At 60.1% G+C, this 15,153-nt stretch carries 11 protein-coding genes; 1 reads left to right on the forward strand and 10 read right to left on the reverse strand.

What is annotated here, in order from left to right:
• The first annotated feature begins 96 nt into the window (after positions 1-96).
• Entirely contained in the window at positions 97-1,941 is a 1,845-nt protein-coding gene (locus C7S18_RS04235; protein ID WP_240623978.1) for an SLC13 family permease, read from the forward strand.
• Between the two features lie 214 nt (positions 1,942-2,155).
• Here the strand turns inward: C7S18_RS04235 and C7S18_RS04240 are convergent, their stop codons facing one another.
• The 10 genes from C7S18_RS04240 to C7S18_RS04290 form a co-directional block, all read right to left on the reverse strand.
• A complete protein-coding gene (locus C7S18_RS04240; protein WP_106890379.1) occupies positions 2,156-4,804 on the reverse strand; it encodes a M1 family metallopeptidase in 2,649 nt (882 codons plus the stop codon).
• An 833-nt stretch (positions 4,805-5,637) separates the two neighbouring features.
• Entirely contained in the window at positions 5,638-7,707 is a 2,070-nt protein-coding gene (locus tag C7S18_RS04250) for a TonB-dependent receptor (protein ID WP_106890381.1), read from the reverse strand.
• A 105-nt stretch (positions 7,708-7,812) separates the two neighbouring features.
• Positions 7,813-8,553, reverse strand: coding sequence for a class I SAM-dependent methyltransferase (locus C7S18_RS04255; RefSeq protein WP_106890382.1), 741 nt, complete (start codon positions 8,551-8,553; stop codon positions 7,813-7,815).
• Entirely contained in the window at positions 8,554-9,156 is a 603-nt protein-coding gene (locus C7S18_RS04260; protein ID WP_106890383.1) for a hypothetical protein, read from the reverse strand.
• The gene (locus C7S18_RS04265) at positions 9,157-9,522 is read right to left on the reverse strand and encodes a cupin domain-containing protein (protein ID WP_106890384.1); all 366 of its coding nucleotides are present in this window, start codon (positions 9,520-9,522) and stop codon (positions 9,157-9,159) included.
• Between the two features lie 13 nt (positions 9,523-9,535).
• Positions 9,536-10,900, reverse strand: a complete 1,365-nt coding sequence (locus C7S18_RS04270; protein ID WP_106890385.1) for an NAD-dependent succinate-semialdehyde dehydrogenase — start codon at positions 10,898-10,900, stop codon at positions 9,536-9,538.
• Positions 10,901-10,903: 3 nt separating this feature from the next.
• The gene (locus C7S18_RS04275; RefSeq protein WP_106890386.1) at positions 10,904-11,746 is read right to left on the reverse strand and encodes an ABC transporter permease subunit; all 843 of its coding nucleotides are present in this window, start codon (positions 11,744-11,746) and stop codon (positions 10,904-10,906) included.
• Positions 11,743-12,660 carry an ABC transporter permease subunit gene (locus tag C7S18_RS04280; protein WP_106890387.1) on the reverse strand — a complete coding sequence of 306 codons (918 nt, stop codon included), beginning with the start codon at positions 12,658-12,660 and terminating at the stop codon, positions 11,743-11,745. Before C7S18_RS04280 ends, C7S18_RS04275 begins: the two co-directional genes overlap by 4 nt.
• Positions 12,657-13,793, reverse strand: coding sequence for an ABC transporter ATP-binding protein (locus tag C7S18_RS04285; RefSeq protein ID WP_106890388.1), 1,137 nt, complete (start codon positions 13,791-13,793; stop codon positions 12,657-12,659). Before C7S18_RS04285 ends, C7S18_RS04280 begins: the two co-directional genes overlap by 4 nt.
• A 160-nt stretch (positions 13,794-13,953) precedes the next feature.
• Entirely contained in the window at positions 13,954-15,105 is a 1,152-nt protein-coding gene (locus tag C7S18_RS04290) for a polyamine ABC transporter substrate-binding protein (RefSeq protein WP_106890389.1), read from the reverse strand.
• Positions 15,106-15,153 lie beyond the last annotated feature (48 nt).

Genomic DNA, 15,153 nt, shown 5'->3' on the forward strand with positions numbered 1-15,153 from the left:
TGCGCCCATCTTGGACGCTCAGGCCCGCACCGAACCCGGCAGGTGTCCGGGCTTGCTGCCCTTTGAAACCACAAGAATGCGAGAACTGACCGACCCATGACCCAAGGCCTGGCGTTGAATGCCGAGATGATCCTGGTTCTTTGCCTGGTGCTCTTGACCTTGGTTCTGTTTTCGTTCGAATGGCTGCGCGCCGACCTCGTGGCGCTGCTCATGCTGGTGGTCATCGGCATTGCCAATCTGGTGCCTGCCGAGCATCTGTTCACGGGGTTCGCCGGTAACGCGGTGATTGCCATCATGGCAACGATGATCCTGGGGGCAGGGCTCGATCGAACCGGCGTGCTCGGTTTTGCCGCGTCGTTTATCCTGGACTTGTCAAAGGGCGACGAAAAACGGTTGATCCTGGTGCTCTGTGCGGTCACAGGGCTCGTGTCGGCGGTGATGCAGAACCCAGCCGTCGCCGCATTGTTCCTGCCGGTTGCCAGCCGCATCTCCAGCCGCACCGGCCTACCGCTGTTTCGGCTGCTGTTGCCGATGGCTGGTTGCATCATTCTGGGCGGCACCCTGACAATGGTCGGTAACTCGCCGCAAATCCTGCTCAACGACCTGATTGGCTCAATCAACAAGAACCTGCCCAGCGGCGCCGACACGCTGGAGCCGGTGCACATGTTTGCGGTGACGCCGATTGGCCTCGCATTGCTGCTGTTTGGCCTTGGTTACTACTATTGGTTTTGGGAGCGGGTTGGCCCCAAGCGTGATGAGGATGCCCGGCAGAACGTCACGCCGCGTGCGACCGAGAGCTACTTCGAGCAGACCTATCGCATCGAGGGCGAAACCTTTGAGTTCGAGGTTCTGGCCGAGAGCAATCTGGTCGGCAAGTCCATTGCCGAGATCGAATCGCTAGCGTCGACACCTCTGATTCTTGCGATCAAGACTGGTGACGACGCTCGCTTTGCGCCCTATGCGGATCAGATTGTCCAGGCCGGGACCTTGCTCGGCGTGCTTGGGCCGCGCGACGATCTGCTGGAGTGGGCCGATATTCAGAGTTTGAAAGAGTTGCCCGGACAGCCGAATTTTGCGCCCATGTTCAATCCGAGCCGGGCCGGCATTGCCGAGGCGGTGGTGCCGCCGAACTCGCGCTACATCGGTCAGAAGGTCGGCGAACTGCGGCTCCGCAAGCGCTATGGCATTGCCGTGCTGGCGCTGAATCGCGGCGACAAAGTGTGGCGCGAGGACTTGCGCGGCCGCACGATCCGGCAGGGCGATACGCTCGTGTTTCATGGTGCGTGGCGCGACCTCGCGAATGCGGCCGATGACCGCGACTTCGTGGTGGTGACTGACTACCCGAAGGAGCAGGAGCGGACGCACCGCGTACCCCAGGCGTTGGCCTTTTTCGGACTCGCAATGGCACTGGCTCTGGTCAGTGATTTGCCACTGCCGATCGCGTTGTTGACCGGTGCCATGGGCATGCTGCTGACCGGCGTGCTGAGCATGGACGAGGCCTATCACGCCATCAACTGGCGCACGATCTTTCTGATGGCGTCGTTGATTCCGCTTGGCTGGGCTGTGGATTCCTCTGGTGCGGCAGCGTTTGTGGCGCAGGAGGTATTAGCGGTGCTCGGTGACGTGCCGATTTGGGCACTGGAGCTGGCGCTCGCGATCCTGACCACGCTGTTTGCCTTGGTGATGTCGCAGGTCGGTGCGGCCATTGTGATGGTGCCGATGGCGGTGAACTTTGCGCTCGCGGCCAATGGTGATCCGACTGAATTTGCGCTGATCGCTACGCTCGCGGCATCGAACAATTTCATGACCACGTCAAACCCGGTGTTTGCACTGATTGCCGGTCCGGCCAGCTACTCCCGGCGCGAACTGTGGCGCGCTGGTCTGCCGATGATGGCGGGCTACATCGTGATCATCATCGTGATGGTCAACTTGGTGTTCTAGCACCAGGCCGTCCAACACCGGGCGTTCCAGCACCGGGCGTTCTCAGGACCTCCGCCACGTTCAGACCTGCAAGGCATCCAACACCGTCCCCGTCCGGACTGTTGCGAGCGGTCCAATTCGGGCGTGCGGCCTGGCAGTCGCCTTCAAGGTTGCCGCGCCCTGGCGTCTACCCGAGCACCCGCATCGACATCTGCGATGCGAGTGCAGCTTGGGCTCACCAAGTTTTGGCCAGTGCCTCGCGCTTGGCGGCGCATTGGCGCACTTGCTCGACTGCTTGTGCCAAGGCGCGAGGGCCACTCTCAAGGTCCTTGACCTTCTCTCCATAGAACGCCTCGATGGCCTGCGCACCAGCCTCGCTGCATTGCGTGCCGCTTGCAAATGTCGAGATCTTGCCTCGCCAAACAGCCGGGATCTTGTTGCTGATTGCGTCGTGCTGAGTTTTCAGAAACGCCCAGACCTTGTCGTGCAGCGCTGGATTCTCCAGCAGGCCGTAGAGCACCGTGCCCGTTTCGCTAGACTTCAGGACCGGGTCAAGCGTCAAGTCCAACGCCATTTGCAGGGCTTCGTCGGTGTTGACAGCGCCGAGCGCCCGAAGCATTGCGCCGCGTTGAATCGGGTCCTCATTGCGGCTGAGTTGTGTGTTGATCTGCGCGATGGCGCTCGCCTGGTTCTTCAGCACCACGGCGTAAAGACTTGCGGCGACGAAATCGGGATGGATGTCGGTCGTGACGAGGCCGGGCTTCTTCGTGTTCAGCAACTGCTTGCCTTGACGCGCCATCGCGTCAACGAGCTTGGCCGGACGACCATCGCGTAGCAACGCATCGACCAACGTCGAACGCAGCACGCGCGTGTCGTCGGTGTCCTGAGCTTGATGCACAAAGCCCATCCGTTCCAGCCGATCGCCCCAGTATTTCACCAGCATGCGATCGATTGCCGCTTGTTGATCTGGATCGGCCACATGGTGTTTCAGAAACACCAACGAGCCGAGCGGGGCCGACACGACGTTCGCCAACTCACCCGTCGCGAATACCGGTGCGCGGGTCAGGTAGTCGCGCGTTTTGCTGGTGCCGGCATTCAAGGCGGCGTTGATACTGTCGGCCAGGGCCATCTGCTCGCTCAGCGGCAGTTCGCGGAAATTGTCAAACAGGGTCTGCTCGGATTTGGGATCCAACTGGAAGCGGTAGTAGCCGGCACTGTCTGCATTCGGGTGCACGAAGCTCGGACACTTGGTCATCGGCGCTGGCAGCGTCGCCTCGGCCGAATCGATCAGCTTGCAAAAACGACTACGCCGATCCATGCCGCCCAGGCGGGCGCAAAAAGGTACTTGCCATAGGGCGTCGGCAGTGAAGCTGGCGCCGATGGGGCGGTAGCGCGATTGCACGACCTTGATGCTCGGCTGTTTGCCGCTGCATTGCACGGTGACCTTCAGCAGGGGCACATTGGCCTGATCGGTAAAGCTGGCGAAAGCCTGTTTGAGGCGATCCGGTTCGGTTGATTCAGCGGCGAATGAATGGATCAGGTCGGCGCTCGTGGCATTGCCAAACGCGAATCGCCGCATATGGCCACGCAATGCCTTCTGGAATTTCTCCGGCGTCAAATAGTGCTCAAACATCGTCAGCACGGCGGCACCTTTCTGATACGTGATGCCGTCGAATGCGGCACCGATGTCCGTGTAGTCATCGATCGGCTGATGGATCCGGCGCGCGCTGGCCAGACTGTCGGAATCCATCGCCCAGAGCCCACCTTCAACCCGGCTGATATCCGCGCGAAGGGTCGGATACAGCTCAGGCAGGATGCGGCCCTGAATCCAGCTGGCAAAGGCTTCGTTGAGCCAGAGATCGTCCCACCAGGGCATGGTGACCAAGTTGCCGAACCATTGATGCGCAAGTTCATGCACGTGCGTGCCCAGTGCGCGGCGGCGGAGTGTGGTCGACTCGTTCGGAGACGCAAACATCAATGCCTCGCGATAAGTGATCAGACCGGCGTTTTCCATGGCGCCGTAAGCAAAGTCTGGCGCGGCCAGCAGATCGAGCTTGTCGTAGGGATAACCGTAATCGAAGTAGCGCTCCAGCGCGAGCACCTGCTTCGCTGTCTCGCCAAGCATGTAGTCCATGCGGGCGCTTTGGCCCTTGGCAGCAATGCCGCGCAACGGAATCGCATTCGGGCGCCGGGGACTCGGGGCTATTGCGGTTGCCTTGCGAATCTCCCAGGGACCCACCGCAAACGCGATCAGATACGTAGGCAGCGGTTTCGTGGTGGCAAACTGATGTTCCATCCAGTTGTCGGCCAGATTCTTGGTGCTGACTTCCGATGTATTGGCGATGACCGTGTCCGACTTCGGCGCGGCGATTCGAATGGTCCACGGTGTCTTGAAAGCCGGCTCATCGAAGCACGGAAACGCATTGCGGGCCCCGAGCGGCTCCATTTGCGTCATGACATACGATTCGCCATCGCGCTTGACTTGGTAGGCGCCTTCGAGACGCTGATTGTAAGGCGCCGTGTAAGCCATGCTGAGCCTGGCCTGGCCAACCGCAGCAGGCTCGGCGAGATCAATTCGGACCAGTCCTGCCTCGTCCAGCACACGGGTCGCTTTGGCGTCGATTGCGCGTTCGCCCTGCTTGAAGCTCAAGGCGCCAAGCTGGCTATCGCGGGCATGCATCCAGAACACTTTGGTGCTGGTCTTGACGTCGATGGCAATGTCGACCGAACCCGAAAAACTGCTGGCGCGTGGGTCCATGCGCAGGGATACGTCATACGCAGCGGGCACGACATCCTTAGGCAGTTGGCCCCGGGGTATCGCGTCTTCTGCAAAGGCAGTTGTAGCCAGCATCAACCAAAGAACAGCGACTCGATTCAAGAACATTGACCTTCCCCACACTCATAACGGAACCGGTGGACTGTGCCTGGAGTCTGGCTCGACTGCAATGGATGTGGACTCGGCAGAACCTCAGCCGTGGCGTAGCGGTGCCGCGAGCTTGGCTCGGGCCTGAATGCCCGCCCACAAATGGTAGGCAATCTTGCTGCGAGATTGGTTTGAAGCGTTGTTTTTTGTGGGAGCGATGGACGCACCGAAGGAGCGCTTATTCGCGCATCAAACAGTCGGTGACGGTGCGCAATTCTTACAACGGCGCAGTGTGGCAAGTAGCCCTCTCCCCAGCCCTCTCCCACTCGCGTGGGAGAGGGAGCGCTCCCTCCCCGCGATTGCGGGGGAGGGGCCGGGGAGGGGGTTGCTTGCGATCAGGATGGGCATCAGTCGTAAATGGACTGAGTACATCAATCAACGGGTTATTGTGTGTTTGATGAGAGTCTAGCCGCCCCTTTGGTGCGCGTATTCGCGCATCAAACTGTCGGTGACGGTGCGCGATTTTTACAACGGCGCAGTGTGGCAAGTAGCCCTCCCCCCAGCCTTCTCCCACTCGCGTGGGAGAGGGAGCGCTCCCTCCCCCGCGATCGCGGGGGAGGGCCCGGGGAGGGGGTTGCTTGTGGTCAGAATCATCACCACCCGCAATGTATTGGTTCACAAGACCATTGGGTTATGGCGTGTTTGATGAGAGCGGCTTCAGCCGCGAACAGATCTTGCCGCAACCTCAAATCAGGCCTGAATACCCGAATAAGGGGCGATTTCGCTTCGTGCAAACTCTTGGGGGCGGCTGGCCAATACGCCAGCACGCCCTGTCGCTTGAGGCATCGGGTGACTCAGAAGCGGTATTCGACGCCAACTTCAATGTGCCGCTCTGGCAAGCGGTAGTACTGCGAATCACCGAGTTCGCTTTCCGAAATTGCCGGCCGCTTGTCAGTCAGATTGCTGCCGACCAGGTACACCGACCACGTATCGGCATTCCAGCTCACCGATGCATCGAACGTGTCGTAATCGCCAACTGGCGCCGTATTGCGCTTGTTCAAGAAGCGAGGGCCGACATAGCGATAGATCACACTGGCACCCAAACCTTGTTCACCGCCATAAACCAAGCCGAGCGAGCGCAGGTGACCCGGCGTCATTTCCTGAGTCTTGCCACGGAGTTGCGTGGCGACGCCATCGAAATCGCGCAGGTAATCGCCAAACACCGCCTTGTGATAGGCCCACGATCCATAGACCTTGAGGCTGTCGAACAGCGCGTATTGACCTTCGGCCTCATAGCCGTCGAGATTCAGCTCGCCCGCGTTCTCAAGCGTCGGCGTCCCATCTGGCGTGTGTTGCGGAACGACCAAGTTGGTGAAGTCCATTCGGTACGCACTCAGGTCCACTGCCAGTGCGCCATCGAGCCACTGTTGCTTGACGCCGACTTCAATGGTGTCGGCTTCCTCCTGCGCCAGAATGCGCGCCTCGGCTTCCGGACCAAAGTCCACGGCGGCTGGCTTGAACGCATTGCGATAGTCGGCGTACAGGCTGACAAAGTTGTTGCCTTCCTCATAGGCGCGGTAGGACAGGCCGACATGCCCGGTCAGACGGGTGACTGAGCGGCTGTCGCTCGCATCTTCGTCTTCGCCGTCCACTTCCTCCACGCCCTCGCGGTCTTCGTTGGTGTGATTGAGGCGAACCCCGGCCAACAGATCAAGGCGATCGCTGATCGCATAGTCAGCCTGGGCGTAGACGCCAAAGAAGTCGCGATCGTCTTCAAGCTCGGTCTCTTCATCGATCGGACGCGCGCTCGCGTTCGGACGGTTCGTGCCATTCAGTGGCACAAAGTAGCGGAAGTTCTCGCTTTCTTGTTCGCCGCGGCCACCGAGGTAGTCGGCGCCAACCGACCAGTGACCTTGTTCGCCCAATTCATTGCTCAAGTTCGCGTTGAGATATACGTCGAGCGTCGAGCGGTCTTGCGAATAGCCCACGGCATTCGGATTGGCCGGGTTGTTGCTGAGGCCAGACAGAAAACCGCGTGTCAGGTCTGCCGAGGTATGCGCGAGCGAACCGGTCAGCGCGAGTTGGCCGACCTCCAGACTTCGGTCGTAGCCCAGATCGAGTTGCACGCGGGTCTCATTGATCTCGGCATCGGCCGGATTGTGGTTCGCGTCGAGTGGCGTTTGCAACGTTAGCCGCGGGCCTTGGCGGACATGCGGGCTGTTCGGGTCCTGGTTCACTCGAGCCACTGACAAGTCCAAACGACCCTGGCCATCGAGTACCTCGGCCGCAGCGCGATACTGCGCCAGGAACGAGTCGTAGCCGGCGTCGTCGTCTGCCAAGCCGCGGCGTTCCGCATTGAAGCTCAAGGTGCTCTGTTCGCTCAGATTGACGCTGCCGCGGGCAAACGCGGAGCCATTCGTGCCAAACCCGCCGCTGACTTGTTGCTGCGCTTGGCCGGCGGCGTAATGGATGACGTGTACCACCCCGACAAAGCTGGTCGAGCCGTACGTGACCGGTGCGGCGCCGCGCATGACTTCGATCCGTTCGACGTTGTTCATGTCAACCGTGGTCAGCTGCGGATTGAACGCGCCACCGTAGGGAATGCCGTCGACGACCAGCAGAAACGCGTCAAATTCGCGGAGTCCCATGAAGGCTGGAACGCTGCCGGCTGGGCCGCCATCGCCGCCCGGGGAAATCTCGACGCCCGCGACGAGCGCAAGCGCGTCCGACAACGAGCGCGCGTGGCGGGCACGAATATCGGCGGCAGTGATGGTGGTGATCGAGGCGGGAACCTGTTTGCTGTCCTCGGCCACTCTGGTCGCCGTAACTTGCAGGGTTTCGAGCTTGGTTTCTGATGCCTTGGTGTTGAAGGCAGCGGTAGACAGGGCCAACGAGAGGGCGACAACGAGTGAGCGCTTAGTCATGATAGTGTGATCAGTGCGTGAAAGCGCGGAGCGTAGTTCGGCTGACGGGGATTGGAATCGGTCTCAAGGTGGAGTTGAACTCACCGAAATGTGAAGGCCGGCACATCAGCGCTCGGAAGTCGATCCCAGTCGGTAGATCGAGATGTGCCGCGCGAATGGCGGCGCATCGGCGTGCCACGGCGCCGCCGCCCAATTGCACCAACGCTCATGCAAGACGAGACCGGCTGCGCACGCGAATCGGTCTTGATCGATCAGATCGATGGCCAACGCCTGTACTTGGTAATACGCCTGACCGTGTCGCGTCGCAATCGGAACCTGTGATTGCTGTCGGTGCCCGCTGGGCTCGGAACTCAGGTACGACTCGATCAGCAGCGCGCCGTCCGGTTTGAGGAATCGCCGAGCATGACTGAGGCAGCGCGCGAACGTGCCGAGATCGGGCAACAGATTGAGTGTGCTGACCAGCGCATAGATCAACGAATAGGGCCCACCCAAGTCGGCGTCGACGAAATTGGCGAGCACGGTGCGCACCGGCTCGGATCGGCGGCGCTCATGGAGGCGCGCAAGCATGGCGGTTGATGCATCCACACCGACGACCGGAACACCGCGTTGCGCCAACGGCAAGGCGACGCGCCCCGTTCCCACACCGAGCTCCAGAGCCGGGCCTTTGCCCGCCAGCGATTCCAGTTGGTCGAGCAACCCCGTTTCAACGCGTGGATAGATTTGATCGTAGATCGCGGCGTTGCGATCACCGTATGCGCCGGCTGCAATCGGAAGTGCATCATGCGCGTCATGAGCGGGCGTCCCGGCGACCGCGAGCGTGGCGCTACCAGACGCTTGCCGCGACACTTACGGCGATTCCGAGCCGACCGAGGCTGCAGTGTCAGTTCGCGAATCGACCTGACCTTTGCCGTGCTCCTGCCGAAACACAAACTCGTAGTCGAGATGAAAGGGCAGGGCCGTAGCGTCCCCTTGATACAGAACCTCCGTCCCACGATCGTCCACGAGCGTGCTGAACGCTTGGCTGGGCCGAATTCGAACCAGCGGCAAGTAGAACCACTGCATGACCGCAAGCCGGGTGGCTTCAAAAAAAGCGGGCGCTTGGCCGGCGTCTTGCGCGATAGGCTCGACTTGCTGCACGCTGCCACCGGCGCCCACGATGACGCGCACCCGCACAACAACCGGCGGCAGTGCTTCGGCCAGCAACGCGACCGGATAGATCGGTGCAGGATTGTCGGGGTCAGGCGTGGGTTGTTCGTAACGTTCCTGCGTCGCCGGCTGATAGCGCTGAGATGCCGGCGCATCGAGCACGTTGCCTGACACAGCCCCCAGATTCGCCGGAGTCGGCGACGGCGGTGTGTCTCGCTCGGGCGGCGTCTGACAGGCGGTGAGACCGGCCAGGCCAATCCAAAGCGGCCACTGGCGCGAAAAGGCCTTGCTGATGGTGATCACTCAACGCCCATCATTTGGATCCGACTCGCCACCATGCGGCCCCCAAAAGACCACCCAGGTGCCAAAGTCAGAACTGAAATCGACAAACCGGTGCGGCACGCCGGCCGCCACAAAGAGGCAATCGCCAGCACGGACTGGCCGTCGGTCTCCATCGTGATCGAACACCGCGTGGCCCGATTGCACAAAGTACAACTCATCCTGCGCGTGCGGGGTTTGAGGGTCGGTACCGACTGGTGCGTACCATTCCACCGACATGCTGCCGTGCTTCAGTGCTTCAACAAAGCGCTCACCTTCGGGCCAGCGTGCGGTGTTAGGCCCGGGCAGTTGCTGTTGCAATTCCGACCAACGTGCGTATAGCAGCGGCATACCGGACTCCAGATCAGTCGATATACAGCGTCTTGATATTCGTGAACTCGCGCATGCCGTGCTCAGCGAGTTCCCGTCCGTATCCTGAGGTCTTGCTGCCACCAAACGGCAACCGCGCGTCACTTCGAACCAGGGCATTGACGAACACGGCACCAGCGTCGATGCGCCGTGCAACGGCTTCGCCGCGAGCACGATCATTGGTCCAAACGCTGGCACCGAGACCAAACGGCGTGTCATTGGCGATCCGGATCGCATCATCTTCATCGTGCGCGCGAAGGATCGATGCAACCGGCCCGAACAACTCCTCTTGATACGCACGCGTGCCGGGATGAACCTGGTCGAGAATCGTGGCGGGATAGCAAGTTGGCTTGGTCTCAGGGACCCCGCCGATCAACACGCGCGCACCTGCAGCGACGCTGTCTTGTACCTGCTGATGCAATTCCTGGCGCAGATTCGCTCGAGCCATTGGCGCCAAACCGGTGGCGTCCAACTCCGGATCACCTATGGGCAATGACGACGCCGCGGCAACGAAGCGCTCGGTAAACGCGTCGGCAATCTCCGGTACGACAATGAACCGCTTCGCCGCGATACAGGTCTGGCCGGCATTGCCAAAGCGTGAGCTGATCGCAATGCGGACGGCGAGATCAAGATCGGCATCGGCCAACACGACAAACGGATCGCTGCCGCCCAGTTCGAGCACGCACTTCTTCAGGTGCTGACCTGCCACCGCGGCGACCGATCGCCCCGCACGCTCACTGCCCGTGAGGCTCACGGCTTTAACGCGCGGGTCTGCGATCACGCGTGCTGCCTGCTGGTTGTCGATATGCAGCACCCCGAACACGCCAGCGGGCACGCCGGCATCATCGAGCACCGACTTCAGCACATCCGCGCAACGCGGCACATTGGTCGCATGCTTCAACACGGCGACGTTACCACTCATCAGACCAGGCGCCAGGAAACGCATCACCTGCCAGATCGGAAAATTCCACGGCATGATGGCAAAGACCGTGCCGATCGGCTGGTAGCAAACCAGGCTGCGCTTGGCCTCGGTGTGGATCACCTGATCGCCGATGTAGCGAATCGCATGCTCGGCGTAGTACTCGCAAGTACTCGCCGACTTTTCGATCTCGCCCAGACATTCACGTTTGAGCTTGCCCATGTCGCGGGTCATCAAACTAGCGATCTCGTCCTTGCGTCGCCGCAGGACGGCCGCAATGGCACGCAAGTGCACGGCGCGCGCGTCAAGCGTCAGCCCGGCCCAAAGCGGCGCGGCGTCGGCCGACGCTTGCAACACCCGCTCGATGCCGCGGTCATCGAGCGTGTCGTAGCGATAGTCGACCAACCCCGTCCAGGGGTGAATACACACCACCTCAGTCATGACTTAACCTTCTTTCAGTGCCAGCTGAATGTCGCGCAGACGGCGCCGTTCTTGACGATGCATGATGTACCAGCCAACGACGGCCGCTTGCGCCACCAGCATCACGAGCAGCGAGGCCAGTGCGTTGATCTTCGGGTTGGGTCCGAGGCGTACCGTCGAGAAGATCTTCATGGGCAACGTCGTCGCGCTCGGGCCGGATACAAAGCTGGCGATCACCACATCGTCAAGCGACAGCGTGAACGCGAGCAGCCAACCCGAGACCAATGCCGGCATGATGATCGGGAGTGTAATCACGAAGAACACTTTGACGCGATTGGCGCCGAGATCCATTGCCGCCTCTTCGAGCGATTTGTCGAGTTCGGCGAGTCGGGACGACAGCACCACGGTGACAAACGCCATGGTGAACGTCACGTGCGCCAGGAAGATCGACAGCATGCCCTTGGCCTCGACCCCGAACATGCCGAACACCGTCGTGAACATCAAGAGCAGCGACAACGCGGTGACGACTTCCGGCATCACGAGCGGTGCCGTGATCAGCGCAGCAAACATCGTCTTGCCGCGGAATGGACGGAACCGCGTCAGCACCATTGCAGCCAGCGTGGCGAGAATGACCGACACGGTGGCCGACGTGAACGCGACCTTCAAGCTGACCCAGGCCGCCTTCAACATGGACTCGTCGTTGAACAACGCGACGTACCATTTGAACGAGAAGCCGGACCAGACCGTCGAAATGCGCGACGCGTTGAACGAGAACAGGACGAGGATGACGATCGGCAGATACAGGAATGCATAGCCCAGGCCAAGCATGCTCTTGCCGAACCAACCGACTTTCTGCATCGGACTCATGCCAGCCTCCCTTCCAGTTCCTTCGCCTGCATCCGGTTAAAGATCAGGATCGGAATCATCAATAGCAGCAGCATGACAATCGCGACGGCCGAGGCCATCGGCCAGTCACCGGCCACGAAGAATTCGTTCGCGAGTTGGCGGCCGATCATCCGCGTAGACGGGCCACCGAGCAGTTCTGGAATCACGTATTCGCCAACCGCCGGGATCATGACCAGCATGCAGCCCGCGACGATGCCGCGCCGCGAGAGCGGTAGGGTGATCGTCAGAAATGCCTTCCAAGGTCTTGCGCCCAGGTCGTATGCCGCTTCCAGAAGGCGGAAGTCGAGCTTCACGAGATTCGAGTAGAGCGGCAGGATCATGAATGGCAGGTACGCGTAGACGATGCCGATATACGCCGCCGTGGGCGTGTTCATGATGCGCAATGGCGTATCGATCAGCCCAATACCGAGCAGGAACTTGTTCAACAAGCCGTTCGTCTGCAGGATACCCATCCACGCGTAGATGCGGATCAGGAACGAGATCCAGGACGGCAGAATCACCGCCATGAGTGCAATGTTGCGGGTGGTGGATGGCAGGCGCGCAATGACGTACGCCATCGGGTAGCCAATCAGCAGGCACAGAAACGTTGAGACGGCAGCGATCTGAATCGAGTTCAGGTAGGCGCTCCAGTACTTATCGTCGGCCCAGAGCTGAAAGTAGTTGGTCAGATTGAGCTTCATGACCACGGCCTGGTCGACGAACTCAAGCAGATCGGTGTATGGCGGAATCGCCACTACTTTGTGTGCGAACGAGATCTTCAGAACGATCAGGAACGGCACGGCAAAGAACAGCAGCATCCACAGGTACGGTATCGAGATCACCGTCCAGCGGGACTGTCCGCGAACGAGTTGGATCCAACGTGTGATCAGGCTCATGTGGGCAGCACCACGCCAGCGTTTTCACCCCACGACAGCCACACTTTTTCGTTCCAGGTGAAGCTCTCGCTGGCCCAGCGCTTTCGATTGGCAAAGTGCGCCATCAGTTTGGTACCACTTGGCAGGCGGACATGAAACACCGAGTGCGAGCCAAAATACGCGATTTCTTCGATACTGCCTTGGGCTTTGTTATGCGCGTCGGCCGGCTCTTCCTTGCTGACCGTGATCTTCTCTGGGCGCAACGCGAAATTGACGCGTTGACCTTCAAACCCGGAGATGCCGTGGCCAATATGGATCAAGTGTGCGAGCGCGGCGGATTGGATCGTGACGAAGTCCTTTTCGTCATCTTTGATGACCCCATCGATGATGTTGACCGAGCCAATGAACTCCGCAGCGAATCGGCTCGTGGGCTGTTCGTAGATTTCATCCGGTGTGCCGACCTGACGAATACGGCCGCTGTCCATCAGCGCAATCCGCGTGGCCATGGTCATGGCTTCCTCCTGATCATGGGTCACCATGACACAGGTCACACCGAGTTTCTCAATGATGTTGACGAGCTCCAGCTGCATTTGCGACCGGAGCTTTTTATCGAGTGCGCCCATGGGCTCATCGAGCAACAGCAGTTTGGGGCTCTTCGCCAGCGAGCGCGCGAGTGCCACGCGTTGCTGCTGACCGCCCGACAGCTGATGCGGCTTGCGAACCGCGTATTTCGTCATTTGCACCAGGGTTAGCATCTCGTCGACACGGCGCTTGATGTCGGCCCGCGTCATGCGGTCCTGCTTCAATCCAAACGCAATGTTCTGCTCCACGGTCATATGCGGGAACAGTGCGTAGGACTGAAACATCATGTTGATGGGCCGTTCGTACGGCGGTAATTCGTTGAGGACCTGGCCGTCCAGAAGAATCCGTCCAGTCGTTGGCTTCTCAAATCCAGCCAGGCACCGGAGCAACGTGGACTTGCCGCAGCCGGAGCCGCCAAGCAACGCGAAGATTTCGCCTTTTCTGATGTTCAACGACACATCATCGACCGCGACGAAGCCATCGAACTCTTTGGTTACATCATCGATGCACACATAGCGTTCATCGGCAGCACTGCGCTCAGGTTTAACGGTATCGGCAGGAACAGCGGCCATGCAAAGTCCTCAGTCGGGACGGGGCAGTGCAGCGGTCATGGCCAGTGGTGCCCCGTAAAGACCAGCTGGCCGCGATGGCGTGATGGATGCCCAGCACATCAGGCAACCCCACGACCGCGCCCGAGCTCGGCTCAGGCGCGGCACTTCGTGCAAAATTGCCTCAGTCGACGGCCTTCAGCTCGGTCCAGACATCGTTGTACTTTTTCATCGCTTCTGGCGACAGCACGGCCAAGCCGTAGAGCTTGTTCTGAATGGTGTCGGAGGTCGGCGTGATCATCGGATCTTCCGTAATGCTCTTATCCAGACTCGGCGTTGCCGCTTTGTTCGCGTTTGGATACGACACATAGTTGGACACGCCGGCAATCACGTCCGGGCGCAGCAGGAAGTTCAGGAACTTATGCGCGTTTTCCGGGTGCTTGGCGGTTTTTGGAATGGCCACCATGTCGAACCAGATCGCCGCGCCTTCAGCGGGGATGCTGTAGCCGACATTGACGCCGCCACCCGCTTCGGCTGCGCGTGCCTTGGCCTGAATAATGTCGCCCGACCAACCCACGACGAGGCACGCGTTCCCGCTGGCCAGGGCGTCGATGTATTCCGAAGAATGGAAGTTGGTGATCGAGGGGCGCAAGGTTTCGAGCAGCGCAGCAGCCTTGTCGATAACGGCCGGGTCAAAACTGTTCGGGTCTTCTTTCAAGAAATAAAGCGTGGTCGGAATGATCTCACTCGGGGCATCCAAGAACGTCACACCGCAGTCTTTGAGCTTGGCGAGGTTCTCTGGTTTGAAGACGAGATCCCAACTGTTGACGACGTCTTCGCTACCGAAAATTTCCTTGATCTTGTCGACGTTGTAGCCGATACCGGTGGTGCCCCAGAGGTAGGGGAAGGAGTATTCATTGCCCGGATCGACGTCCTGCAATTTGGACATGAGACCTTCGTCCAGGTTGCTCCAGTTCGTGAGCTTGGACTTGTCGAGCTTCTGATACGCGCCAGCCTGAATCTGTCGACCGAGGAACGACGACGACGGTACGACGATGTCGTAGCCGGTGTCGCCAGCGAGGATCTTCGATTCCAGCGTGTCGTTGCTGTCCATTTCGTCATAGGTGACCTTGATGCCGGTTTCCTTCTCGAAGTTGTCGAGCGTGTCGGGGGCAATGTAGTCGGACCAGTTGTAGAAATTCAGAACCGGCTCTTCGCCAGCCGGAGCGGCATCGGGCTTGGCTGCCGTCGATGCTGTTTGTTCAGAGCTACCACCACCGCCACCACAGCCGGCCAACGCCAGCGCCATCACCATCGTCAGACTACGGATTTTCATGATTCGACTCCCGATTTGTTCTGGCCCAATAGGAACTTCGATCTTACT

The organism is Ahniella affigens (genome assembly GCF_003015185.1).
Taxonomy (GTDB): Bacteria; Pseudomonadota; Gammaproteobacteria; order Xanthomonadales; family Ahniellaceae; genus Ahniella; species Ahniella affigens.

Bases quoted from the DNA above. Each gene is read 5' to 3' on its own strand.
- C7S18_RS04235 (WP_240623978.1), top strand. From the start codon at position 97: ATGACCCAAGGCCTGGCGTTGAATGCCGAGATGATCCTGGTTCTTTGC.
- C7S18_RS04275 (WP_106890386.1), bottom strand. From the start codon at position 11,746: ATGAGTCCGATGCAGAAAGTCGGTTGGTTCGGCAAGAGCATGCTTGGC.
- C7S18_RS04270 (WP_106890385.1), bottom strand. From the start codon at position 10,900: ATGACTGAGGTGGTGTGTATTCACCCCTGGACGGGGTTGGTCGACTAT.
- C7S18_RS04285 (WP_106890388.1), bottom strand. From the start codon at position 13,793: ATGGCCGCTGTTCCTGCCGATACCGTTAAACCTGAGCGCAGTGCTGCC.
- C7S18_RS04250 (WP_106890381.1), bottom strand. From the start codon at position 7,707: ATGACTAAGCGCTCACTCGTTGTCGCCCTCTCGTTGGCCCTGTCTACC.
- C7S18_RS04290 (WP_106890389.1), bottom strand. From the start codon at position 15,105: ATGAAAATCCGTAGTCTGACGATGGTGATGGCGCTGGCGTTGGCCGGC.
- C7S18_RS04280 (WP_106890387.1), bottom strand. From the start codon at position 12,660: ATGAGCCTGATCACACGTTGGATCCAACTCGTTCGCGGACAGTCCCGC.
- C7S18_RS04265 (WP_106890384.1), bottom strand. From the start codon at position 9,522: ATGCCGCTGCTATACGCACGTTGGTCGGAATTGCAACAGCAACTGCCC.
- C7S18_RS04240 (WP_106890379.1), bottom strand. From the start codon at position 4,804: ATGTTCTTGAATCGAGTCGCTGTTCTTTGGTTGATGCTGGCTACAACT.